Annotated in this window: 24 protein-coding genes; 12 read left to right on the forward strand and 12 right to left on the reverse strand. The window is 71.5% G+C overall.

From position 1 onward, the window contains the following. Window positions 1–24: 24 nt before the first annotated feature. On the reverse strand, window positions 25–1,530 hold the full coding sequence (locus D1369_RS24470; protein ID WP_118082603.1) for an RICIN domain-containing protein: 1,506 nt from the start codon (window positions 1,528–1,530) through the stop codon (window positions 25–27). A gap of 166 nt (window positions 1,531–1,696) precedes the next feature. Beyond that, complete coding sequence (locus D1369_RS24475) at window positions 1,697–2,611, reverse strand: RNA polymerase sigma factor SigF (protein WP_007382520.1); 915 nt, start codon at window positions 2,609–2,611, stop codon at window positions 1,697–1,699. 238 nt (window positions 2,612–2,849) lie between these two features. Here D1369_RS24475 and D1369_RS24480 point away from each other — a divergent pair, with 238 nt between their 5' ends. From D1369_RS24480 to D1369_RS24500, 5 genes are all read left to right on the forward strand, one after another. Then, window positions 2,850–3,230, forward strand: coding sequence for an STAS domain-containing protein (locus D1369_RS24480; RefSeq protein WP_007382519.1), 381 nt, complete (start codon window positions 2,850–2,852; stop codon window positions 3,228–3,230). A 225-nt stretch (window positions 3,231–3,455) separates the two neighbouring features. Further along, a complete protein-coding gene (locus D1369_RS24485; protein WP_118082604.1) occupies window positions 3,456–3,950 on the forward strand; it encodes an ATP-binding protein in 495 nt (164 codons plus the stop codon). Between the two features lie 174 nt (window positions 3,951–4,124). Beyond that, complete coding sequence (locus D1369_RS24490) at window positions 4,125–4,817, forward strand: LPXTG cell wall anchor domain-containing protein (RefSeq protein WP_007382517.1); 693 nt, start codon at window positions 4,125–4,127, stop codon at window positions 4,815–4,817. A 259-nt stretch (window positions 4,818–5,076) separates the two neighbouring features. Beyond that, on the forward strand, window positions 5,077–6,135 hold the full coding sequence (locus D1369_RS24495) for a hypothetical protein (RefSeq protein ID WP_202477659.1): 1,059 nt from the start codon (window positions 5,077–5,079) through the stop codon (window positions 6,133–6,135). After that, window positions 6,132–7,436, forward strand: coding sequence for a hypothetical protein (locus tag D1369_RS24500; protein WP_162951035.1), 1,305 nt, complete (start codon window positions 6,132–6,134; stop codon window positions 7,434–7,436). The genes D1369_RS24495 and D1369_RS24500 overlap by 4 nt, the downstream gene beginning before the upstream one ends. A 98-nt stretch (window positions 7,437–7,534) precedes the next feature. On the opposite strand, the gene D1369_RS24505 is transcribed toward D1369_RS24500, so the two are convergent. Beyond that, window positions 7,535–9,079, reverse strand: coding sequence for an oligopeptide:H+ symporter (locus D1369_RS24505; RefSeq protein WP_007382514.1), 1,545 nt, complete (start codon window positions 9,077–9,079; stop codon window positions 7,535–7,537). 296 nt (window positions 9,080–9,375) lie between these two features. Here D1369_RS24505 and D1369_RS24510 point away from each other — a divergent pair, with 296 nt between their 5' ends. Then, window positions 9,376–10,053: a response regulator transcription factor gene (locus tag D1369_RS24510; RefSeq protein ID WP_007382513.1), complete on the forward strand. Its 678-nt coding sequence runs from the start codon at window positions 9,376–9,378 to the stop codon at window positions 10,051–10,053. A 44-nt stretch (window positions 10,054–10,097) separates the two neighbouring features. Beyond that, on the forward strand, window positions 10,098–11,372 hold the full coding sequence (locus D1369_RS24515) for an ATP-binding protein (protein ID WP_007382512.1): 1,275 nt from the start codon (window positions 10,098–10,100) through the stop codon (window positions 11,370–11,372). Between the two features lie 177 nt (window positions 11,373–11,549). Here D1369_RS24515 and D1369_RS24520 read toward each other — a convergent pair whose 3' ends face one another. Further along, window positions 11,550–12,065 (reverse strand): GtrA family protein, encoded by a 516-nt coding sequence (locus D1369_RS24520; RefSeq protein ID WP_037900334.1) that lies wholly within the window; start codon window positions 12,063–12,065, stop codon window positions 11,550–11,552. A 178-nt stretch (window positions 12,066–12,243) separates the two neighbouring features. Here D1369_RS24520 and D1369_RS24525 point away from each other — a divergent pair, with 178 nt between their 5' ends. The 4 genes from D1369_RS24525 to D1369_RS24540 all read left to right on the forward strand — a co-directional run bounded on the left by D1369_RS24525 (window position 12,244) and on the right by D1369_RS24540 (window position 16,351). After that, a complete protein-coding gene (locus tag D1369_RS24525) occupies window positions 12,244–13,383 on the forward strand; it encodes a 5-(carboxyamino)imidazole ribonucleotide synthase (protein ID WP_037900332.1) in 1,140 nt (379 codons plus the stop codon). Window positions 13,384–13,403: 20 nt separating this feature from the next. Further along, window positions 13,404–13,901, forward strand: coding sequence for a 5-(carboxyamino)imidazole ribonucleotide mutase (gene purE / locus D1369_RS24530; protein WP_037900329.1), 498 nt, complete (start codon window positions 13,404–13,406; stop codon window positions 13,899–13,901). Continuing rightward, on the forward strand, window positions 13,898–15,085 hold the full coding sequence (locus D1369_RS24535; protein ID WP_007382508.1) for a dipeptidase: 1,188 nt from the start codon (window positions 13,898–13,900) through the stop codon (window positions 15,083–15,085). Before purE ends, D1369_RS24535 begins: the two co-directional genes overlap by 4 nt. A gap of 153 nt (window positions 15,086–15,238) precedes the next feature. Continuing rightward, window positions 15,239–16,351: a dipeptidase gene (locus tag D1369_RS24540; protein ID WP_118083151.1), complete on the forward strand. Its 1,113-nt coding sequence runs from the start codon at window positions 15,239–15,241 to the stop codon at window positions 16,349–16,351. Between the two features lie 258 nt (window positions 16,352–16,609). Here D1369_RS24540 and D1369_RS24545 read toward each other — a convergent pair whose 3' ends face one another. Further along, complete coding sequence (locus tag D1369_RS24545; RefSeq protein ID WP_007382506.1) at window positions 16,610–16,993, reverse strand: VOC family protein; 384 nt, start codon at window positions 16,991–16,993, stop codon at window positions 16,610–16,612. Window positions 16,994–17,021: 28 nt separating this feature from the next. After that, window positions 17,022–17,381, reverse strand: coding sequence for a VOC family protein (locus D1369_RS24550; protein ID WP_007382505.1), 360 nt, complete (start codon window positions 17,379–17,381; stop codon window positions 17,022–17,024). A gap of 117 nt (window positions 17,382–17,498) precedes the next feature. Here D1369_RS24550 and D1369_RS24555 point away from each other — a divergent pair, with 117 nt between their 5' ends. Next, window positions 17,499–18,002: a CGNR zinc finger domain-containing protein gene (locus D1369_RS24555; RefSeq protein ID WP_007382504.1), complete on the forward strand. Its 504-nt coding sequence runs from the start codon at window positions 17,499–17,501 to the stop codon at window positions 18,000–18,002. A gap of 9 nt (window positions 18,003–18,011) precedes the next feature. Here the strand turns inward: D1369_RS24555 and D1369_RS24560 are convergent, their stop codons facing one another. The 6 genes from D1369_RS24560 to D1369_RS24585 all read right to left on the reverse strand — a co-directional run bounded on the left by D1369_RS24560 (window position 18,012) and on the right by D1369_RS24585 (window position 23,866). Then, window positions 18,012–18,680, reverse strand: coding sequence for a cupredoxin family copper-binding protein (locus D1369_RS24560; RefSeq protein ID WP_007382503.1), 669 nt, complete (start codon window positions 18,678–18,680; stop codon window positions 18,012–18,014). Further along, on the reverse strand, window positions 18,677–19,135 hold the full coding sequence (locus D1369_RS24565; protein WP_007382502.1) for a hypothetical protein: 459 nt from the start codon (window positions 19,133–19,135) through the stop codon (window positions 18,677–18,679). Before D1369_RS24565 ends, D1369_RS24560 begins: the two co-directional genes overlap by 4 nt. A 111-nt stretch (window positions 19,136–19,246) precedes the next feature. Next, window positions 19,247–20,245, reverse strand: coding sequence for a cupredoxin family copper-binding protein (locus tag D1369_RS24570; RefSeq protein ID WP_118082606.1), 999 nt, complete (start codon window positions 20,243–20,245; stop codon window positions 19,247–19,249). Window positions 20,246–20,272: 27 nt separating this feature from the next. Then, complete coding sequence (locus tag D1369_RS24575; RefSeq protein WP_118082607.1) at window positions 20,273–21,571, reverse strand: copper resistance protein CopC; 1,299 nt, start codon at window positions 21,569–21,571, stop codon at window positions 20,273–20,275. Continuing rightward, window positions 21,568–22,215, reverse strand: a complete 648-nt coding sequence (locus D1369_RS24580) for a hypothetical protein (protein WP_007382499.1) — start codon at window positions 22,213–22,215, stop codon at window positions 21,568–21,570. The genes D1369_RS24575 and D1369_RS24580 overlap by 4 nt, the downstream gene beginning before the upstream one ends. Window positions 22,216–22,522: 307 nt before the next feature. Beyond that, a complete protein-coding gene (locus D1369_RS24585) occupies window positions 22,523–23,866 on the reverse strand; it encodes a UDP-glucose/GDP-mannose dehydrogenase family protein (protein ID WP_007382498.1) in 1,344 nt (447 codons plus the stop codon). Window positions 23,867–23,896 lie beyond the last annotated feature (30 nt).

A 23,896-nucleotide genomic window follows, 5' to 3' on the forward strand; every position in this document is an offset into this window, starting at 1 on the left:
CCTCAGGAGGCCCCGGCCGGGGCCTCAGGAGGCCCCGGCCCGCCACCGCTGCTCCGCACCCCCGGTCAGCGGTTGCAGCGAGACACCGTCCCCGCCCCCGGGCGTCACCCCGGTCGCGATGGCGATCGCCGGGCGGATCACCCCGTCGGGGTCGACCGTGAAGCGCAGGTTGTCGCCGTGGTCGCCCTCGACCGAGTCGCAGGACCAGATGCCGAGGCCCTTGTCGACGTCGCCACGGCTGTCGAGACAGAAGTCGGGATCGGCGTACGACTGGAGGACACCGCGGGCGGAGTCGACGCGCCAGCGCTGGGAGTTAGCCGCGGTGCAGGGGGCCGTGACGACGTCCGTGCCCTCCGTGACGTCACCGGAGACGTCCAGGCAGCGGCCCGTGGAGACGTTGACCACCTGGGCGTAGGAGCCGCCCGGCGCACGGAACGGGGGCGGGCTCGTCCGGCGGGGCGGTGCCGAGCTCTTCGTGGGGGAGGGGGAGGGCGGTCTCGTCGTCGGGGTGGAGGAGGGCGAGGGCGAGACCGTCGTCGTCACCGTCACCTGCGGTGGGCCGGGCAGAACCACGCCCGCTGAACCCGAGGCCGAAGCCGAGGCCGACGCGCCCGTCGGAGAGTCACCTCCCTGTGACACCAGGAACAGCAGCAGCGGCGCCAGAGCCACCCCCAGCGCCGCCGAGGCCAGGACGAGCCGACGCGGTCGCGGCCAGGTGCCGGACGGCGCGCGGGACCCCGCCCGGGGACGTGCCTCGGGCTCGGCCGCGCCCCGCCCCACGTACGCCGTCCCGCCCCACGGCAGCAGTCCCTCCGCGAGGGCCGCCCGCGGGGTGTCCCGCAGCGCGCACAGCTCCTCGTGGGCCGCCGTGCAGTGCGGGCAGCGGGCCATGTGGGCGTACAGGTCGGCGCTGGCGCGGGGGCTGTCCGGGCGTACGGACTCCTCGATGAGGCGGCTGAAGTCCGCGCAGTGGGGGTCGTCCGAGGCAGCGAGGCGGAGCCTCAGACACGCCCGGGCCAGGGACTGCAGGGCGCCCTCCGTGCCGTAGACCACGTCCTCGCGGGTGAGGCCCAGGTGCTCGGCGGTGCGGTGCTCCGGTTCGGCCTCCACCAGGCGGTACCAGACGAGGCCCTGGGTGCGGGCCGGCAGGGACTCGAAGGCGGCGAGCATGGGCGGCACCGGGCCGCCGGGCCCGGCCGTGTTCAGAAGCAGCAGGACGCTCGGGTCCAGGCCCGCCGCCCGGTCGTCCCCGGCCCACGCCGCCGTCGACCGGGCCGTCAGCAGCAGAAGCCGGTGGCGCCACGGAACCCCGGGGTCGACCCCGCGCGCGGTCTCCCGGGCGGCGAGGGTGAAGGTCTGCGCGGCCAGCTGCCGGGCGGCGGACTCACCGGCCGTGCAGAGGCGGGCGTAGGCGAGCACCGAGGGCTGGTGGCGGGCGCGCAGCTCCAGCAGGGCGGCGTACGCCGTGGCCGTGTCGGTGCGCAGCAGCTCCGTGAGCCGGGCGTCGGACGCCCCGTCGGGGCGAGTCATGCGCACCCTCCTCCTGACGTACCGGCCAGTCTGTGAGGGACCATAGTGAGGGAAGTGAACCCTTGGGGAAAGGGTTTCTCCCAGTAACCATGAGGCGTCCGGAACGCACGGTGCCCGGTGTCCGACCGGACACCGGGCACACGCGCAGGTCAGTGGTGCCGACGCGTCACTCCTCGACGGTCAGGCCCTTGCGCAGCCGTACCAGAGTCCGCGACAGCAGCCGCGAGACATGCATCTGCGAGATCCCGAGCTCCTCGCCGATCTCCGACTGGGTCATGCCCGCGACGAAGCGCAGCGAGAGGATCTGGCGGTCCCGGGAGGGGAGCTCGGCGATCAGCGGCTTCAGGGACTCGACGTACTCGATGCCCTCGAGCCCGTGGTCCTCGTAACCGATCCGGTCGGCCAGCGCGCCCTCGGAGTCGTCCTCCTCCGGCTGGGCGTCCAGCGAGGCGGCGGTGTAGGCGTTGGACGCCGCCATGCCCTCGACGACCTCCTCCTTCGACAGCCCGAGGCGGTCGGCAAGTTCGGCCACGGTGGGGGCGCGGTCGAGCTTCTGGGCCAGTTCGTCACCGGCCTTGGCGAGGTCGAGCCGGAGCTCCTGGAGGCGGCGCGGCACCCGCACCGACCAGGACGTGTCGCGGAAGAACCGCTTGATCTCGCCCACGATGGTTGGCATCGCGAAGGTGGGGAACTCCACACCCCTGCTGAGTTCGAAGCGGTCGATCGCCTTGATCAGGCCGATGGTGCCGACCTGGATGATGTCCTCCATCGGCTCACTGCGGGAGCGGAACCGGGAGGCGGCGAACTTGACCAGGGCGAGGTTCAGTTCGACGAGCGTGTTGCGGACGTACGAGTACTCGTACGTGCCCTCCTCCAGCGACTCCAGCCGCGCGAAGAGGGTCTTGGAGAGGGCACGCGCGTCCATGGCCCCCACCTCTTCGAAGGGCGGGATGTCCGGAAGCCCGGCGAGCACGTCGCCTTCGTTGTCCTGCTCGATGGGATCCAGATGTTCCGGGGGGGATGCCGACGTCGCCTGATGGGTATGCGAGGCGTCGAGCCGGGATGACATGATGTCCTCCATCGTTCTCGGCATAAGGCTGCCGAAGCCAGTTCGTGCACTGCGGTGTGCGGCGCCTCCAAAGCCGGCCGTGTCGAGTTCGTGTCTCTACTAGCCCTACCCGGTTTCCCGACACGACCGCAAGTGTGATCTGTGCGGTTATGTCCGTTTGTGGCTGATTGTTCGGGTGTCGGAGGGTGTGGAGAAGGCGTAATGTTCGAGGGCGTCATCGGCAGTCACGACGTCGGGAGAGAGAGACGGCATGGACCGCGGGACGGTCGGCAGCGCACAGTCTGGCCGGCTTCTGGTTGAGGTGCGGCAAGAGGGCTCCAGTGCCGTCGTGACTCCAGCAGGTGAGTTGGATCACCACACGGCCGATTTGTTGCGTGAGCCACTCGAGGAGTGCCTCGCCAAGGGGAAGAGCCGGCTTGTCGTCGACTGCACACGGCTGGAGTTCTGTGACTCCACCGGACTGAATGTGCTGCTGGGGGCACGGCTGAAGGCCGAGGCGGCGGGAGGTGGCGTACATCTTGCGGGCATGCTGCCGGTCGTGGCACGCGTCTTCGAGATCACGGGGGCCGACGCGGTCTTCACCGTGCACGCCACGCTGGAGGAGGCCCTGGCCGGTGAGTCCGGCGACTGAGGCGGCGAGCCGGGTGGCGGCCTCCGGTGGTCCGCTCATGTCCCGTTCGTCCCCTCCGGCCGGTGTCCATCGGGTGTCACACCCCTTATGGCGGACATACGTCCCGAATGGAGGGGTGTTCTACCCCTCCGCCCGGGCAGGAGACATCCGTACTGACTGTTCGGTGAGCGACCACGCAGCGACGTTTTGAATCGTGAACCGGTGAATCGGTGAGGTGAAGCGCTGATGAGCACCACCCGGCCCTACTCGCCGGGCGACCGTGACCCGGAGCCCGACGTGGAGCCCGGCGGCGAAGCCGAGGTGCCGACGGGACGGCAGGTCCGTCGGCTGAGCTTCGAGGGGGAGAGCGGGGTCGTCCCGCTCGCGCGCGACTTCACCCGGCAGGCGTTGTACGCGTGGGGGTGGCTGCCGGCGGCGTCCGCGGACCAGCGGGCCGCTGCGGAGGACGTGCTGCTGGTCGTCTCCGAGCTGGTGACGAACGCCTGTCTGCACGCGGAGGGCCCGGACCAGCTGGGGATCTCCTGTGACAACAAGGTGATTCGGGTCGAGGTCTCGGACCGCGGTTCCGGACAGCCGGCGCCGCGCACCCCGCACCGGGCGGGACGGCCCGGCGGTCACGGCATGTTCATCGTGCAGCGGCTCTGCCTGGACTGGGGCGTCGTCAGAGCGCCCGGACTGACGGGCAAGACCGTGTGGGCGGAGCTCGGCGCACCCGCCTAGCAGCCGTCCTGCCCTCTTGCGCGGGTGTTCCCCGATGTCCCCGGGGGTTCTCCGGGGCTTCCCCGTGTGTCCCCACAGTTCCGACACTTACTTTCTCTTCCTTCCTCCGGTGCCCCGGCGTACCTTGACGGCCGATCTGATGTGCCGTCAGGAACGAGTAAGGGGAGCGGAACCGTGTCGTACCCGAAACGAACCGCCGCGCTCGCGTCCCTCGCGGCTCTGGCCGGCTCGGCGGTGCTGATGGCCGCCCCCGCTGCCCGTGCCGCGGTCGTGAACGTCAACTACCAGTGCAAGACGCCGATCGGGGACAAGAGCGCCGTCTCGCCCATCGACATCAAGGGCGTCAAGAGCGGCAGCGGATACAAGATCACCATGTCGTGGCAGAAGGGCGTCTCGTCCAGCCCGGTCGATCTCGGCAAGGGCGCGATGAACCCGAGCGCCACCATCAAACTGGGCGGCGCGGACAGCGGGACGATGAGTGTGACCGGCCCCGCCAACCAGGCGGTGGTTCCGGCCAACACCCCCATCAAGATCAATGACCTGACCGGGACGTACACCCCGAAGAAGTCCGGCAAGGTCACCTTCACCGCGGGCGTGCTCACCATCAAGGCGCTCGGTACGACCACCACCTGCACGCCGACCAGCAGCCCCGGCGCCTCGCTGACCCTGAACGTCACCGCCGCCTCGGGCTCCTCCGGCGGCACCCGGAGCGACAGCGGCAGCGATTCCGCCGACGCCCTCCCGCAGACCGGACCCGAGGACTCGGCGATCGCCCTCGGCACGCTCGGCGGCACGGTGCTGCTCGCGGGCGCCGCGGGCACGCTGTGGCTGACCCGGCGCAACCAGGCGGCCCGCGTGCGCCGCTGAGCGGCCCGGTTCGCTCTCGTACGACCGTTGGAGCCGCCCATGCCGTCCATGCTGCCCGTACCGTCCACGCCGCCCGTACCGTCCACACCGTCCGCCGGACAGTCCGGCGCGTCCTGCGGCGTGGTGGCGGGCCGATACGGCGTCGAAGGCGTCGGACGTGCGGATCCGGGCCCGAATCCGCGCCCGAACCCCCCTGTTCGCAAGCCGAGTTGACGGGAGCGACGACGTGAGCCCGAGCGGCAAGGCGCGGTGGGCGGCGATGGCGGCGGTGTTCGCGCTGCTGCTCGCGCCCTTGGCGGAGACGGCGGCAGCGGCGGACGGGCCGCGCGTGCAGCTGTCCAAGTCCCAGGCGGGGAGCGGCGGTTCGATCACCGTGAGCGGCAGCGGGTGGCGTGCGCGGGCGCTGCTGATGATCCTGGTCTGCGGACAGGCGGTGCCCTCGCGCGGGGTGCCGGGCGGCACCAACTCCTGTGCCAACGCGGACGGCCGGGCCGTCACGACCGACTCGAAGGGGCGGTTCAGCAAGAAGCTGCCCGTCGCCGAGCCGCCGGTGCCCTGTCCCTGCGTGGTGCACGTGGCCACGGTGACCGGGGCGAAGGCCGAGGCCGACGCGATCTTCCAGGTGGCCGGGCACGCCGTGGAACCGCTGCCCGCCGAGACGGACGGCGGGCGGCTGTCCGTCCTCACCGACACCCGGCTCGACGGCTCCGGGAGCCTGCTGACCTGGTTCGGGGCACCCCCGGCCCGCACCCTCGTCTTCACCGTCGGAAACCTCGGCACCTCCGCCGTCAAGAACCCGGTCTTCCAAGTCGGCACCGCACACGGCGTGTTCGCCCCGCAGTGGGAGGAGCAGCAGTGGCGCGGCACGATCCGGCCCGGCGGAAAGGCGCGGATCGAACTGCCCGTCGAGCTCACGGGCGGCGCGCACGGCGCGTACACGGTGTCGCTGAAGTACGGCGGCAAGGTGCTGGCCGAGCAGCCCTGGGGGGTGGGCCGGCCCTGGGGCGTGACCCTGTTCTGGGTGCTGGTCTGCCTGGTCGTGCCGGCGGCACTGTTCCGTATCGGCATGGCGGTGGTGGACCGGGTACGGCCACGGCCCGCCGGAGGCCTCCGGCACCGCGGCCTGCGGCTGCCCGAACTCGCCCTGCGCCTGCCGGGTTTCAAGCCCTCCACGGCCGCTCACGCGGCCCCTGTGACGTCCGCTCTGCCGTGGTTCACCCCGGACGCCGATCCGGGCGCGGCCGGTGCCCGGCTCTCCGCACCGCACGACGACAGCCCGACGAGTCCCACGACTCCCACCAGAGAGGGTTCCACGTGAGCAAGCGAAGGAGAGTCCCACCGGCCGGCGGGCCGAGAAGAGCGGGCGCGGCCGGTGCGGCGCTGGTGCTGACCGGAGCGGGCGTGGTGCTCGGCCTCGCAGCCGGGCCCGCCCAGGCCGCGGAGGTGTCGTTCGCGACCCGGTGCGTGCCGCCCGCCGGCGTCGGCCTCGACCCCGTCAACGGCACCACCAAGGTCGAGATCACCGCGCCGGCCACCGCGAAGGTGGGCGACGAGATCGACGTGGTGTGGAAGTTCACCCAGGCCGCTTCCAAGAACCCGAACATCATCGATCTGCCGGCCAACTCGGTCCAGCCGACCGGCACGCTGAAGGCGTCCGGCGCGCAGAGCGCCGACCTCGCGATGACCGGTCCGCGCGAGAACCCGGCCATCCCCAAGGGCGGCGACATGGTGCTGTCCGACATGAAGGGCACGCTGAAGCTGACGGCGGCCGGGAAGGTGACGCTGACGCCGGGTGCCTACACGGTGAACGCGATGGGGACGAACACGGTGTGCACGCCGACGGAGACGGTGCCGGCGGCGGGGACGATCGACGTGGCGGCGGGGGACGGTTCACCGACACCGACACCGACGCCGGATCCGACGGACACCGCCACCCCCACCCCCACCCCGACCGACACGGCCACGGCGACCCCGAGCGCCACGTCCTCCGACGACGGCCAGACCGACTTCACCGGCAAGGCGGTCGACATCCCCTACACCTGCCAGTCGCCCCTCGGTGAGAAGAAGGCCACCTCCACGATCCAGATCAACGCCAAGAAGAACGGCGGCAGTTACGGCGTGACCGTGCAGTTCAAGAACTCCCCGATGGACAGCCCCGCCGACATCCCCGCGGACTCGGTCAAGCCCTCCATGGAGGTGGTTCTGGGCGGCGCCGACACGGGCTCGGTCCATGTCGAGGGTCCCACCAACTCCGCGGCCATCAAGTCGGGCGACCCGATAGAGATCCCGGACATGACGGGCACGTACAAGCCGGGCGCGACCGGTGAGTCGACGCTGTCGCCGGGCGTCCTGACGATCAAGGCCCTGGGGACGACCACGACCTGCACGCCGGACAAGACGGAGGTCTCCCTGACCCTGACGACGGAGGAGCAGGAGGGCGGCGCGTCCGGCGGCACCTCGGGTTCGGGTGGCACCGGCGGCTCCTCGACCGGCGGCGGCCTGGCGGCGACCGGCGCGGACGGCCACGCGGCCCTGAAGGCACTGGGCCTGGTGGCGGGCACGGCGGTGCTGCTGGGAACGGCCGTGTTCACGTTCCTGCCCGGGAGGCGGACCAGGTAACGCACCTCAGGGGCGCGGGGAACCGCGCACGGCACAGGAAACGACGGGGCTGTTGAAACCCAGGCGAGCTCCAACAGCCCCGTCGGCTCAGACCCGCGTCAGCGAACGTCACCCATCAGCGACTTCACCTTCCGCCGGTACATCCACACCGCGAACCCGGCGAGCGCCGCGAGCGCCGCCTCCCCGAACACCGCGGGCGTCCCGCTGAGGTCGGCCCCGGCGATCGCCGGGTTGGACAGCAGACCGGTGATCGAGTCGCCTGCGGTGACCGCGAGGAACCAGACACCCATCATCTGCGAGGCGTACTTCGCGGGAGCCATCTTCGTCGTCACCGACAGGCCCACCGGGGAGAGGCACAGCTCACCCACGGTCTGGATGAAGTAGATGCCCACCAGCCACATAGGGCTGACCGCGGTGCCGTTCGCCGCCATCGCGATCGGGATCAGGAAGAAGAAGAACGAGACACCGACCAGGACCAGGCCCATCGAGAACTTCACGATGGTGCTGGGCTCCTTGCCCTTGCGGTTCAGCCACACCCACAGCCAGGCGAAGACCGGGGCCAGCGCCATGATGAACAGCGGGTTCAGCGACTGGTACCAGGAGGTCGGGAAGTCGAAGCCGAGCAGGGAGTCCGCCGTCTTCTGGTCGTTCGAGCCGAACGCCTGGACCGTGGACGCGCCCTGGTCGTAGATCATCCAGAACACGGCGGCCGCGACGAAGAACCAGATGTAGCCGGACATCTTCGACTGCTCGGTGGCCGTGAGTTCCTTGTCCCGCTTGATGCGCAGCAGCACACCCGCCGGGACGACCAGACCGATGACGGTGAGCGGGATCATCGCCCAGTTCAGCGTGAAGTGACCGGTGAAGCCGACGACGCCGTAGAAGACGGTCGCGGCGATCAGCCAGAACAGGCCCTTGCGCAGCCAGGCCGCGCGCTCCTCGGCCGCCAGCGGCTTCGGGACGACGTTGCTGACCGGGCTCAGGTTACGGGTGCCGAGCAGGAACGCGGCCAGACCGATGGCCATGCCGACCGCGGCCATACCGAAGCCGAGGTGCCAGCTGACCTCCTGGCCGACGGTGCCGATGGCCAGCGGGGCGAAGAAGGCACCGGCGTTGATGCCCATGTAGAAGATCGTGAAGCCGCCGTCGCGGCGCGGGTCGTCCGGGCCGTCGTAGAGGTGGCCGACCATCGTGGAGATGTTGGCCTTGAGCAGACCGGAACCGGCCGCGACGAGCGCGAGGCCCGCGAAGAACGGCGCCTGGCCGCCGGGCACTGCCAGCGTGAGGTGGCCGGCCATGATCGTGACGGCGGCGATGGCCACCGTCTTGCGGGGACCCCAGACGCGGTCTCCGAGCCAGCCGCCGGGCATGGCGAGCAGATAGACCATCGCCGAGTAGACGGAGACGATCACGGTGGTGGTCGCCAGGTCCATCGCGAGGCCGCCGCCCAGGCTGCCCTTGCCGGCGTCGGGGCCGCCGGAGAGCAGGTAGACGGTGAGCAGGGCCTTCATCCCGTAGTAGGAGAACCTCTCCCACATCTCGGTCATGAAGAGTGTGGCCAGTCCGCGGGGGTGGCCGAAGAAGGCTTTGTCGGAACCGGGGGTGCCCGGAGTCACCGAGTCCTTCGTCAGGCTGGACGCCATGGTCGTTCCTTGCTGGTGGGGATTACCGCACACAAAAGAGACCTTCAGCGACGGATGCGCGCCAAAGGTCCCCACGATGCGACAGGCATTGATTCACCATACGACAGGATACGGACGGAAATGGAAGGACTTGAGAGCTGAATCACAGGTGACCGAGGAACCGTACACCCGGTTTCTAAGGTCCTTACCGGATCGGCACCGCACGGTCACAGGTTCACACCACATCCATGAAAGGTAAGAACCACTGGGTGGTGATCACACCCCAGCATCTGTCAGGAGCGGTCTACCATCAGCTCATGACCCGTGTACTGCTCGCCGAGGACGATGCGTCCATTTCGGAGCCGCTGGCCCGCGCCCTGCGCCGGGAAGGGTACGAGGTCGAGGTGCGTGAGGACGGCCCCACCGCACTCGACGCCGGAATGCAGGGCGGCATCGACCTGGTCGTCCTCGACCTGGGTCTGCCCGGCATGGACGGCCTCGAGGTGGCCCGCCGACTGCGCGCCGAGGGCCACGCCGTACCGATCCTCATCCTGACCGCGCGTGCCGACGAGGTGGACACCGTCGTCGGGCTCGACGCGGGCGCCGACGACTACGTGACCAAGCCCTTCCGGCTCGCCGAGCTGCTCGCCCGGGTCCGGGCCCTGCTGCGGCGCGGGGCGGCCGAGCCGGCGCAGCCGCCGGCCACCCACGGGGTGCGGATCGACGTCGAGTCGCACCGGGCCTGGATGGGCGACGAGGAACTCCAGCTCACGGCGAAGGAGTTCGACCTGCTGCGGGTGCTGGTACGGGACGCCGGACGGGTGGTGACCCGGGACCAGTTGATGCGCGAGGTCTGGGACACCACGTGGTGGTCGTCGACCAAGACGCTCGACATGCACATCTCGTGGCTCCGCAAGAAGCTCGGGGACGACGCGGCCAACCCGCGGTACATCGCGACGGTACGAGGCGTGGGCTTCCGCTTCGAGAAGAGCTGAACCCCGGGTACCCGTCGGGGTATCCGCCTGGCAGGTAAGAGGACATGCGCCGTCGACTGATCCAGTCCACGCTCGCCGTGGTGCTCGTGGTGATCGCCGTCTTCGGCGTCTCCCTCGTCATCGTCGAGACCCGCACCATCAGCAACAGTGCCCAGGAGCGGGTCGACTCCGAGGCGATCCGGCTGGCCGGGATCGTGGACAGCCGGCTGTTCGCCGCGGAGGACGTGACCGGGGAGATCCTGCGCGACCAGGTCGCGCAGGAACGGTACGCCGTGATCCGGATCCCCGGGAAGGACCCGATCGAGGTCGGCTCCAGGCTGTCGGGGCAGGTCATCAGCTCCACGCAGCGGGGCGAGGAGGGCGAGACGGTCACCGTGCAGGAGCCGCGCTCCTCGGTGACCCGCGAGGTCGGCCGTACGCTCCTGATCATCGGCCTGGTGGCGCTGCTCGCGGTGATCGCCGCGGTGCTGCTGGCGATCCGCCAGGCCAACAAGCTGGCCTCGCCGCTGACCGACCTCGCCGAGACCGCGGAACGTCTCGGCTCGGGCGACCCGCGGCCCCGGCACAAGCGGTACGGCGTCCCCGAGCTGGACCGGGTCGCCGACGTCCTGGACTCCTCCGCCGAGCGGATCGCCCGCATGCTGACGGCGGAGCGGCGCCTGGCCGCCGACGCCTCCCACCAGCTCCGCACACCCCTGACGGCCCTGTCCATGCGCCTGGAGGAGATCACCCTCACCGACGACCCGGACACGGTGAAGGAGGAGGCGAACGTCGCGCTGACCCAGGTGGAGCGGCTGACGGACGTGGTCGAGCGGCTGCTGACGAACTCCCGTGACCCCCGGGCCGGCAACGCGGTCACCTTCGACCTCGACGAGGTCATCCAGCAGCAGCTCGCCGAGTGGCGGCCCGCGTACCGCAGTGCCGGCCGGGCGATCGTGAGCTCGGGCAAACGCCATCTCACGGCCGTCGGTACCCCGGGCGCGGTGGCCCAGGTGCTGGCCGCGCTGATCGAGAACTCCCTTATGCACGGCGGCGGCACGGTGGCGCTGCGCACCCGCGTCACCGGCAATCAGGCCGTCATCGAGGTCACCGACGAGGGCCCCGGCGTTCCCGCCGACCTGGGCGCCCGCATCTTCGAGCGCACGATCAGCGGCCGCAACTCCACGGGCATCGGTCTCGCGGTGGCCCGAGACCTGGCGGAGGCCGACGGCGGCCGCCTGGAGATGCTCCAGGCCCAGCCCCCGGTCTTCGGCCTGTTCCTCTCCCGCACCCCGCTGAAGTCGGCGCTGCTGGACGAGGACGAGCCGACGGTGCGGTGAGCTGCGCGGGGGCCTCCGGCGGTTGAGCGGGTTCGGGTGCGGGTTCGGTGGGGGCGGGCGTTGTGCGCAGTTCCCCGCGCCCCTGAGTGCCTGCGGCGGCCTGTTTCGGTCCGGTGGGGGCTGGTGTAGCGCCTGCGGTTCGTCCTGGGTCGGCGCCGGGGTGGGGGGTGTCCGTAGTCAGAGGACTCGCTGACGGGGGCGGCCCTTGCGGGTGGCGGCCTGCTCGGCCTCCTCCAGGAAGGACTCCGCGCTCGCCACCGCCTCGCGGGCGGGGAGGGCCTTGAAGACCCAGCTGCGGTAGGACCAGAAGCGGAAGAGGGTCGCGATGCCGATGCCGACGAACTTGAAGATGTTGCTCTGCAGCGGGCTGTCCCAGCCGAAGCCGTAGGTCGCCGCGTACAGGATGCCGTTCTCGATGACCAGGCCGACCACGCTGAACAGCAGGAACAGGGTCAGTTCCTTCGTACGGCCGCTCTTGTCGCGGTCGCGGTACGTGAAGTAACGGAACCCTATGTAGTTGAAGACGATCGACACGACCGTGGCGACGACACTCGCCCGGACCACCGGAAGGTCGGTGAGATGCCGCACCACGTTGAAGACGACCAGGTTGACGAGGAGCCCCGCTCCGCCCACCGCACCGAATTTGGCGACCTCGCGAACGATCCTTCGCAACCCTGAGGAACCATGTCCCATGGTTGTACAGTCCCCCAGTCGGGTCGGTCAGTCGAGTGATTCCGTCAACTCAGCCATGCTAACCACCCCCCTCGCCTGTTGCCTGTGGATGAACTCACACCCAGGGAAACAACCTGGTAAGAGGACCGGTGAAAGGCGCGGGATTCGGCCGCCGTGGCTCGACCGATACCCTGGGGTCGTGACGTTCCCGGTAGTCGGCATGGTCGGCGGGGGCCAGCTCGCGCGTATGACACACGAGGCAGGCATCCCGCTCGGCATCAGGTTCAAGCTTCTCAGTGACACCCCTCAGGATTCCGCGGCGCAAGTGGTGAGCGACGTCGTCATCGGCGACTATCGCGACCTCGAGACGCTGCGCGAGTTCGCGCGCGGGTGCGATGTGATCACCTTCGATCACGAACACGTACCCACCGAGCACCTCAGAGCCCTGGAGGCGGACGGCATCCCCGTGCGCCCCGGCCCCGACGCGCTCGTGCACGCCCAGGACAAGGGCGTGATGCGCGCGCGGCTCGACGCGATCGGCGTCCCGTGCCCACGGCACCGGATCGTCAGCGATCCCGAGGACGTGGCGGCCTTCGCGGCGGAGGGTGACGGCTTCCCCGTCGTCCTCAAGACCGTCCGCGGCGGCTACGACGGCAAGGGCGTGTGGGTCGTGGACTCCGCCGAGGAGGCCGCCGACCCGTTCCGGGCCGGCGTCCCGGTCCTCGCCGAGGAGAAGGTCGACTACGTCCGCGAGCTCGCCGCCAACGTCGTACGGTCGCCGCACGGCCAGGCCGTCGCCTACCCGGTCGTCGAGTCCCAGCAGGTCAACGGCGTCTGCGACACCGTGATCGCCCCGGCCCCTGACCTGGACCGGACCCTCGCCCTCAAGGCCGAGGAACTGGCCCTCAACATCGCCAAGGAACTGGACGTCGTCGGCCACCTCGCCGTCGAGCTGTTCCAGACCCGCGACGGCCGCATCCTCGTCAACGAGCTCGCGATGCGCCCGCACAACTCGGGCCACTGGTCGATGGACGGCGCGATCACCTCCCAGTTCGCCAACCACGTCCGGGCCGTCCTCGACCTCCCGCTCGGTGACCCGCGCCCCCGCGCGAAGTGGACCGTCATGGTCAACGTCCTCGGCGGCGACTTCCCCGACATGTACTCCGCGTACCTGCACTGCATGGCCCGCGACCCCAAGCTGAAGATCCACATGTACGGCAAGGACGTGAAGCCCGGACGCAAGGTGGGCCACGTCAACACCTACGGCGACGACCTGGACGACGTTCTCGAACGCGCACGTCACGCTGCCGGTTACCTGAGAGGGACCATCACAGAATGAGCCCCGTTGTAGGCATCGTCATGGGGTCGGACTCCGACTGGCCCGTCATGGAGGCCGCCGCGCAGGCCCTCGACGAGTTCGAGATCGAGTACGAGGTCGACGTCGTCTCCGCGCACCGCATGCCGCGCGAGATGATCGCGTACGGCGAGCAGGCGGCCGAGCGGGGCCTGAAGGCGATCATCGCGGGAGCCGGAGGAGCCGCCCACCTCCCCGGCATGCTCGCCTCCGTCACCCCCCTCCCGGTGATCGGGGTCCCGGTCCCGCTGAAGTACCTCGACGGCATGGACTCGCTGCTGTCGATCGTGCAGATGCCGGCCGGCGTCCCCGTCGCGACCGTCTCCGTCGGCGGCGCCCGCAACGCAGGTCTGCTCGCGGCCCGCATCCTCGCCGCGCACGACGAGGAACTCCTCGGCCGGATGCGGGAGTTCCAGCAGGAGCTCAACGACCAGGCCACCGAGAAGGGCAAGCGCCTGCGGTCCAAGGTCGAGGGCTCCAACGGCTTCGGCTTCGGCAAGTGACGGCCACGGGACAGCTGGAGAGCGCCCGGGAACTCCTGCGCGAGTTCCCGGTCGTCGACGGCCACAACGACCTCCCCTGGGCGCTGCGCGAACAGGTCCGCTACGACCTCGACGCCCGTGACATCGCCACGGACCAGTCGGCCCACCTGCACACCGACCTGGCGCGCCTGCGGGCCGGCGGGGTCGGGGCGCAGTACTGGTCGGTGTACGTCCGCTCGGACCTGCCCGACGCGGTACCGGCGACGCTGGAACAGATCGACTGCGTACGGCAGTTGATCGCGCGGTACCCGGCACAGCTGCGGGCCGCGCTCACCGCCGCGGACATGGAGGCGGCGCGCGCGGAAGGCCGTATCGCCTCGCTCATGGGCGCCGAGGGCGGCCACTCCATCGCCAACTCCCTCGCCACACTTCGCGCGTTGTACGCGCTCGGTGTGCGCTACATGACCCTCACCCACAACGACAACGTGGACTGGGCGGACTCGGCGACGGACGAACCCGGCGTCGGGGGGCTGTCGGCGTTCGGCCGTGCGGTGGTCCGGGAGATGAACCGCGAGGGCATGCTCGTGGACCTCTCGCACGTGGCGGCGACGACCATGCGGGACGCGCTGGACGTGAGCGAGGCGCCGGTGATCTTCTCGCACTCCTCCTCGCGAGCCGTGTGCGACCACCCGCGCAACGTCCCGGACGACGTCCTGGAGCGCCTGCCGTCCAACGGGGGCATGGCGATGGTGACCTTCGTGCCGAAGTTCGTCCTCCAGGCCGCCGTCGACTGGACGGCCGCCGCCGACGAGAACATGCGCGAGCACGGCTTCCACCACCTCGCGACCACTCCCGAGGCGATGAAGGTGCACCGCGCCTTCGAGGAGCGCACCCCGCGCCCCGTGGCCACGGTCTCGACGGTCGCCGACCACCTGGACCACATGCGCGAGGTGGCCGGCGTGGACCACATCGGCATCGGCGGCGACTACGACGGCACGGCCTTCACCCCGGACGGCCTGAACGACGTCTCCGGCTACCCGAACCTCATGGCCGAACTCCTGGACCGCGGCTGGTCCCGCCCCGACCTCGCCAAGCTGACCTGGCAGAACGCGGTACGCGTGCTGGGCGCGGCGGAGGACGTGGCCCGGGAGCTCCGGTCGACGCGGGGGCCGTCCAACGCGACCCTCTCCGAGCTCGACGGCTGACCCGCCCGGGGCACCTTCGGCCTGGTGGTCGGGGTGGCGCACGGCACCCGAACCGCCGTACCCCCGAACGCCCCGCCCACCAGGAAGGCCCCCGCGCTCCGTGCGACGGTGACCGTACGGCGATCAGGAAGATCACGACGTATGGAGCCCGTCATGGCAGACCTCCAGGACGAACTGCATCCCCCGGCCGAGGTGGGAGAGCTGCCCCAGCTCCTCGGGGCCGTGCCGGAGCTGTGCGCGCCGGGCTCCGACCAGGCCGCCGGGCTGCTGGAGCGCGCCCGTGCCCTCCTCGCGGAGCACCCCGTCGCCGACGGTTACAGCGGGCTGCCCTGGGCTCTGAGGCACCTGCCCTGGTTCGACCTGGAGGTCGGTGAGAGCGCGGTGGACACGGATGTGCCGAGGCTCAGGGAGGGGCACGTGGGCGCTCTGATGTGGTCGCTGCACCTGCCCGAGGGGCTCGACGGGGACCGTGCCGTCGGCGCCACCCTGGAACAGCTCGACCTGGTGAAGACCGTCGTACGCAACCACCCCGAGGGCCTGCGCCTGGCCCGCACCGCGGGACAGGCCACCGACGCCCGCAACTGCGGCCGTGCCGCCGTCCTGCTCGGCCCCGCGGGCGCCGCCGCCCTCGGCGACTCGCTCGGCATCCTGCGCTCCCTGCACGCCCTCGGCCTGCGCGCCCTCACCCTGACCGGGGTGTCCTGGGCGAGCGCGGCGGGGCTCACCCGGTTCGGCGAGGAGGTGCTGCGCGAGATGAACCGGCTCGGAGTCCTCGCCGACCTCTCCGGCGCCTCCGACGCGACCGTCCGGCGCACCCTGGCCGTGTCCAAGGCGCCGGTGCTCTGCAGCCGCTCCGCCGCCCGCGCCCTGCGGCCCCATCCGGCCAACCTCCCCGACGACCTGCTCGCCGAGCTGGGCGCCGCCAAGGGCCTGTGCATGGTGCCGCTGACCGCCGAGCAGACCGGCCCGACGGTCCGGGACGTCGCCGACCACCTCGACCATGTGCGCGCGGTGGCGGGCGCCGAATGCGTGGGCCTGTCCGGCACCTACGACGCCGGCACCGCCCACCCGCAGGAGCTGGGCGACGCCTCCTGCTACCCGCACCTCGTCGCCGAGCTGCTGCGCCGGGGCTGGGACGAGGCCGACATCGCGCTGCTGACCTGGGGCAATGTCCAGCGGTTGCTGCGCGAGTCCGACTTCACCGCACGGGCGGCGCAGCAGCGGCGCGAGCCGTCCACGGCGAAGATCGCCCAGCTCGACGGATAGCCGGGTCGACGGGCGGCGCGGTGCGGGATCGGTCCGGCGGCGACGTGTGACGGCCAGGGCCGGGCGGAGGGCCATGGCGCGGTGTGGGACCGGTCCTGCGGAGGCGGGCTCGACGGATAGCCGGGTCGACGGGCGGCGCGGTGCGGACCGGTCCGGCGGCGGCGGGATCGCCTGGCCGGGCGGATGGCTCGCGTGGCCGTACGGGACCGGTCCGGCACGGGCGTCGGTCGGGGTCGGTGGCCGGCCGACGGGTCGGCGCTACAGCGGGTCGATCCGGCACAGGCAGAAGGGGTGGCCCGCCGGGTCCGCGTAGACCCGGAAGTCCTCCTTGTCCTCGGCGTGCAGCAGCCGCGCGCCCAGCTCCAGCACCTTGGCCTCGGCCGCGTCGATCTCCTCCCACGTGGTCCCGCCGTCGAAGTCGAGGTGGAACTGCTGGGAGTTGCGGTCCGCCCGCGGCCACTCCGGCGGAGTGAGCCCCGGGGCGCTCTGGAAGGCCAGCCGGGGACCGGCCGGGACTCGCAGGACCACCCAGTCCGGGTCGTCGTCCTCCGGGGTGCCGCCCACGATCCCGGCGTAGAAACGGGCGAGCGCCCGGGGGTCGGGGCAGTCGATCACGACGGAACGGAAACGTGCGACAGTCACGAGAGGTCCTCCTGGTTCGACCGGCGGTTCAGCAGGCGCAGAGGCAGAACGGGTGCCCCGCCGGGTCCGCGTACACACGGAAGGTGCGGGAGCGGTCCTCGGTGTCCAGCGGCTTCGCCCCGAGCGCCAGCACCTCCTTCTCGGCCGCGTCCAGGTCCGGGACGGTCAGGTCGAGGTGGAACTGCTGCGAGGCGTCGGGGGCGGGCCACTTCGGCGGTACGAAACCGGGGGCGGCCTGGAAGGCCAGCGACGGTCCGCCGGGGGTCCTCAGGTCCACCCAGTCCCCCTCGCCCTCGACGGTGCCGCCGAGGACACCGGCGTAGAAACCGGCGAGCGCGCCGGGGTCGGGACAGTCCAGTACGACGGCTCCGAGTTCGGCGATGGCCATGCTTCCTCCTTGAAGCGGGGGTTACCTGTAGAGGCGGGTAACCAGTAACGGTTACCGCATGCTCCCGCATCGGGGGTAACGTCGCAAGGGAATTCCCTAGCTAGGTAGCGTGCAGCCATGAGTGAGCGATCGCCCGCGCCCGGGGGGCTGGCCCTGGTCGAGTCCCTGGTCAACACGGTGGACCTGGAGTCGGGCGCCGATTCGCTGGACACGGCGGAGGGCCGGGCGCGCGTCGGGATCACCGAGGGGGAGCTGGCGCAGGCGCGTGAGCTGCGGGAGTCCCTGCGGGTCGCTCTGCTGGCGCACGCCGGGCATCCGCCGCATCGGGCGGTGACACCGCTGGGGGAGTTGCTGGCGGCGGCGCCCCTGTTCCTGACCGTGGCCGCGGCGGACGGCTCGGCCGCCCTCGCCCCCGTCGACGCCCGGCCCCTGCTCTCCCGCGTCGCCGCCGCCGTCGCCGAGTCGCTGGTCGCGGGGACGTGGCTCCGCCTGAAGGCCTGCGAGGCCGTGGACTGCCACTGGGCGTACTACGACCGGAGTCCGGCGGGGCGGGGGCGGTGGTGCTCTATGCAGGTGTGCGGGGCGCGGGCGAAGATGCGGCGCTACCGGGCCAAGGGGTGAGTTCTGCCGTCAGGACTCCTCCCTCCGCGCCTGGGACGTCCTGGAGCCGACCAGCAGGAGGCACAGGACCGCCACCCCGGCCACCAGGCCGGCCAGGACCAGCAGCGGGTCCAGGGGGCGGCCCGTCGAGGCTGCCGTCTGGGTCACGGGCTGCTGTGTCACCTGGGGTGCCGCCTGCTGCGCCGTCTGCGGTACGGCCGCCTCGGATGCCGTGGGCGACGGGGACGCGGACGGCATCGTCATCGCCGGTGCCGAGTGCGCGGTGTGCGACGGGGCCCGGGCCGGTGTCGTGTGCGCGTGCTCTCCCGGTGCCGCCGAGGTCCTGGCCGGAGCCGGTGCCGGTGCCGCCCGGACCGTGATCCCCGCCGTCATGTCCGGGTGGACCGTGCAGACGTAGCCGTAGGAACCGGCCGTGGCGAAGGTGAAGCTCCAGCTCTGGCCCTTGTTCAGCATGGGGGAGTGGATCGAGAGCGGGCCGGAGGTGGTCTTCACGTCGTGCGGGGCCGTGTCGTAGTTGGTCCACGTCACCGTGGAACCGGCGGGCACGCTCAAGGACGCCGGCGCGAAGGCGTACCCCTTCATGGCCACCGAGTAGCTCGCCGCCGACGCCTGTCCCGACGGCAGCAGCCACACGGCGAGGAGGGCGAGCGCCGCCGCGGCCCGCAGCAGCCCCCTCATGCGAACTCCGCCGCGACGAGCAGCCGAAGACGCGTGGCCGGCAGCCGCCACGGCAGCCGGAATCCGGTTGCCCGGCGCAGCAGCCGGTAGGACAGCCGGGCCGTGCCCACGACGAGCATCCGGTCCTCGGCGCGGTCGAGCACGCGCATCCGCAGCAGGACGGGGAAGGCGATGTCGTCGAGGGCGAGGTCGGCGGTGAGCTGGAGGCGGTCGCCGGGCAGGTCCTCGGCCCGCTCGGAGGTGAGCACGGCCCGCAGCTCGCTGTCGTCGAACTCGAAGCGGAACGCGGGGTCATGGGCGTCCGGGGATGTCTCCAGCGACGCTCCGGCGAGGGGTATCCGCCGCCGCCGTACCGGCAAAGGCCCGTACCAGGCGGTGAGTTCGGCGAGCGAGCGGCCGGGGGCCACGGTGAGCCGGCGGGGCGGAGGAACGGTGGGCAGGGTGACGGTTGTCATCCCGAACTCCTTGGAAAGCGGTTCCCGAAATGTGGTGAGGGTGTGGAGAATGGCGGTGGACGCCGTTCCGGCCGGCTGAGCCCCGGCCGGAACGGCGTCCACCCATGCATGTCAGCAGCTGGTGGTGAGGAAGTCCGTGGTGGGCGTGAGCAGGTGCTCGGCCCAGACGGTGTGCATCTTCACGTAGGCGTCGGGGTTCAGCAGATCGGAGACCTGCTGTCCGAGCGACTCCTCCAGGTGCGCGGAGTTGATGTGGGCCAGCAGCACGCTGAGCGTGCTGTCGAGCACCGTCCCGCCGTCGTTGACGGCCGGCTTGAGGATGCTCTCGATCCACACCGTGTGCATCTTGATGTACGAGTCCAGCGCCAGCGCGTCCTGCACCTGCTGGCCGGGCGACTCCTCCAGGTGCGCCGAGTAGAGGTGCCGGAGGATCGGCAGCAGCTCATTGCGGATGCTGGTGCACTGCTCGCCGCCACCGCTGGTGGGCGTGGCCGTCGGCGTCGACGTCGGCATCGGCATGCCGGGTGACGTGGGGGTCGCCGTCGGCGTGGCCGTGGGGCCCGTCGTCGGGGTCGCCGTAGGTGCCGTCGAGGTGGGCGTCGGCGTGGGCGTCGTACCGCCGCCGCCACCGCCGGAGGCCGCCACCACCTTCACGGACGACACCATGTCCGGGTGCACCGCGCAGTAGTACTCGTAGGTGCCGACCTTGGTGAAGGTGTACGACCACGAGTCGCCCTTCTGCAGGGTCCCCGAGTCGAAGGCCACCGGGGCCTTCGTCGTGGTCACCGTGTGCGGCGCGCTGTCGTGGTTGGTCCACCGGACCGTCTGGCCCACCTCGACGACGAGCTGCTTGCCGTCGCCGAACTTGTAACCCGTGATGTCGACCTGGTAGTCGGGGGTGGCGGCGGCCTTCATGGCGGCAGCGGCGGCAGCGGGCGCCTGAGCCGCGCCCGCGGCCTGCTGCGAGGCCGCCGTGGAACCCGTGGCCGCGCTCAGCAGCCCGAGACTGAGCACGGCGGCGAGGGCCGCGCCGAGGCCGGCGAACAGCAGGGACCGGTTCCCGGTCGGCGACTTGCTTCGCCGGCCGGCGGTCTCGTCTTTGCTTCTCACTGCAACTCCTTTTGCTTTTGCGGGTGTTCAGCGGCCGGGGTCGGCCGTGACCAGCAGACTCGTCACGGCGAGCACGACGAGGACCAGCCCCGTCTCGGCCGCGACCGAGTAACCGAAGGGCCGCACGGTGGCGGCGTCGCCGCGCAACAGCACGGCGAGATCGAGACGGGTGCGCACCCACTGGCGGCTCGCGTACGCGGCGAGCAGGACGCACCCGAGGACGGCTGTCTTGACGAGCAGCAGATGCCCGTAGGAGGTGTGCAGGAGGCCGTCGAAGGACCCCACCACCTGCCATGCGAGCACCAGCCCGGCGCCGACGATGCCCGTGACGCTCAGCGCCGCGAGCCGCGCGTAGCCCGGCACCACCTCGGCCAGCTCCGCGGGCCGCCGGCGCGGCAGCACCGCCAGCGCGAGCATGGCGAGCCCGCCGATCCACAGCGCGGCCCCGAGGAGGTGCACGAAGTCGGCGACGGCTCCCCAGGTCGGCGCGCTGCCCTCGGAGTTGTGGCCCGTCATGCCGGTCGTGCGCAGCAGCCCGAAGGCCACCGCGAGCGCGCCCACCCGCCAGCCGGGCGAGCGTGCGGCGCCCTGGAGCAGCGCGGCGAGCACCACGGCCGCGAGCACCCACATCAGGCCGCGGGCGGCGAGCACGACGCCGGGTTCGGTGGCCAGGACGTCCGCGTAGGTCGCCGGACGAAGGGCGTCCCGCAGGCCGCCGAGGGAGGCGTACGCGCCCTGCAGTCCCACGGCCGCCACGGTCGCCAGCAGCCCGGCCGTCCAGGCCAGCCCGAGCAGCGCCCGGGCCCGTGGCTCGTACGCCCCGCCCGGCCACAGCAGTGCGACGAACGCGAGCCCGCCGATGAACAGGGCGAGCGCGAGGTATCCGGCCCAGCGGACGGCGACGAGGCCCTTGCGCACCGAGGGGGACGGTGCGGGAGCGGCGGTCTGCGCCTCGTCGCCGCCGGTCCTGGCGGGGGCCGCCCCGACGGCGAAAGCGATACGTCCGGAGGAAGCGTGTCCGTCCCCCTCGTCCACGACGGACCACACCACCGCGAACTTCCCGTCCGCCGGGCTGCCGAGCGCGACCCGCACCACGTTGTCCTTCGCCGTCCGGGCCACCGGCAGCCGGTCCCCGTCCACCGTCAGCACCCGTACCCGGGCCAGGTCGACGACCTCGTCGAAGGTGAGGGTGAGGTGGTCGGGAGCCTTCGCGGGCGTGGCGCCGTCCTTGGGGGAGGAGCTGACCAACTCGGTGTGCGCGGAGGCGGGTTGGGCGGCGCCGAGAAGGGCGCAGAGGAGAGCGGCGAGGACGAGCAGTGGCCTCATGGCGTCACCTCCGGCCGCGGGGAGGCGGAGGGGGAGCCGGCGAGGGCCCCGCCGAGCAGTCCGGAGACGGGGGCGAGGCCGACGCAGGGCGAGGGAGAGGGCGTCGGCGAGGGGGACGCGGTCGCACCGCCCAGGAGGCCGAGGACGGGCTCGGTGAGGCCGACGAGCAGCGGTTGTACGAGGGCGACCTCGCCGTCCTCGCAGGTGGCCGAGGAGGAGGGGGTGGGGGTGGGAGTGGGGGGAGTGGGGGTGCCCGCGGGCGGCGAGCTCTCGTGCCCGGTGTGACCGCCGCCCTGCCCACCGCTCCCGTCGACGGGGCCGGTGCCGGTCACGCCGCTTCCGGTGTCGCCGTATCCGATGTCCGACCCGGTCCCGCCGTATCCGACGTCCGCACCGGCGCCGCCGTACCCCGGCAACGCGCCGGAACCGGTGGGGACTTGGCCGGCAGCCGGGGCGGTCGCCTCCGGTGCCGTGGCCGCGGGCGACGAGACCGGGGGTACCGCGGCCTCGGCCGCACCGGAGGCGGTGGGGGCACCGATGCCCGACGCGTATCCCAGCACGATCACCACCGCGGCGACGAGTGCCCCGGCGACCAGCTCGTCGCGGTGATCACGCGGCCATTCCACCCCGCGAAAGAGGGGCATGACTCACTCCTGACATGCTCGCATCAATCCGGCCGAAGAGTCCGGCGATGACGAACAGTGGAGTGGAGGGCGGATTCCGCTTGACTACGCACCGGTTAACCGGTCGTTGCCTACCTCTCCTTCATGGGGGTGTGGTCTGTGAGGACGGGCAATTCGTCACCGTACTCGAATGCAAATCGAACTCGTGTTGGCGATTCCGGGGAGGCGGCATATGCCAGGCTGCGGAGCCCGTCCTGCGCGTGCTCAGCTCCTGCGCGTGCTCAGCCGGGGCCCGGGCGAGGCCCCGCCCCGCCGCCCCCGCCTTCGCTCAGGCCGTCGGGCGCCCCATCGCCCGGTACGTCCAGCCCGCCTTCCGCCACAGCGCCGGGTCCAGGGCGTTGCGGCCGTCGAGGACGACCTTCGCCGCCGCGACCTCGCCGAGGGCGGCCGGATCCAGTTCGCGGAACTCCCGCCACTCCGTGAGGTGCAGTACGACGTCGGCGCCCCGGACCGCGTCCACGGCGGTGTCGGCGTAGCCGAGGGTGGGGAACAGGCGGCGGGCGTTGTCCATGCCCTTCGGGTCGTAGACGGTGACCTGGCCGCCCTGGAGGTGGATCTGCCCGGCGACGTTCAGCGCGGGGGAGTCGCGGACGTCGTCCGAGTCGGGCTTGAAGGTGGCGCCGAGCACCGCGACCCGCTTGCCGAGGAACGGCCCGCCGCCCAGTATCTGCCGGGCCAGCTCCACCATCTGCCCGCGCTGGCGCATGTTGATCGAGTCGATCTCGCGCAGGAAGGTCAGCGCCTGGTCCGCGCCGAGCTCACCCGCACGGGCCATGAAGGCGCGGATGTCCTTGGGCAGACAACCGCCGCCGAAGCCGATCCCGGCCCGCAGGAACTTCTTCCCGATCCGGTCGTCGTACCCGATGGCCTCGGCCAGCTTGGCGACATCACCGTCGGCGGCCTCGCAGACCTCCGCCATCGCGTTGATGAAGGAGATCTTCGTGGCCAGGAAGGAGTTCGCGGAGGTCTTCACCAGCTCGGCGGTCGGGAAGTCGGTCACCACGAACGGCGTGCCCTCGCCGAGCGGCGTCGCGTACACCTCGCGCAGCAGCTTCTCCGCGCGCTCACTGCGCACGCCGACGACGATCCGGTCCGGGTGCAGCGTGTCGTCCACGGCGAAGCCCTCGCGCAGGAACTCCGGGTTCCAGGCCAGTTCGGCGTCGGAGCCGGCGGGGGAGTGGTCGGCCAGATAGCGGGCCAGCCGGTCGGCGGAGCCCACGGGCACGGTCGACTTGCCGACGACGAGCGCCGGGCGGGTCAGGTGCGGGGCGAGGGAGGCGAACGCCGAGTCGACGTACGCCATGTCGCAGGCGTACTCGCCGTGCCGCTGCGGAGTGTTCACGCAGACGAAGTGCACGTCTCCGAAGGAGCCGACCTCTTCCCAGTCCATGGTGAAGCGCAGCCGGCCGGTGGAGCCCTCGATCCCGGCGACATGCTTGCGCAGCAGGTCCTCCAGGCCCGGCTCGTACATCGGGACCTCGCCCCGCTGGAGCATCTCGATCTTCTCGGGCACCACGTCCAGCCCCAGCACCTCGAAACCGAGCTCGGCCATGGCCGCGGCGTGGGTGGCGCCCAGGTAGCCGGTGCCGATCACGGTGATCTTGAGGGCCATGGAGACTCCAGAAAGGGGGACGGGCCAGTG

The organism is Streptomyces sp. CC0208 (assembly GCF_003443735.1).
Lineage (GTDB): Bacteria > Actinomycetota > Actinomycetes > Streptomycetales > Streptomycetaceae > Streptomyces > Streptomyces sviceus.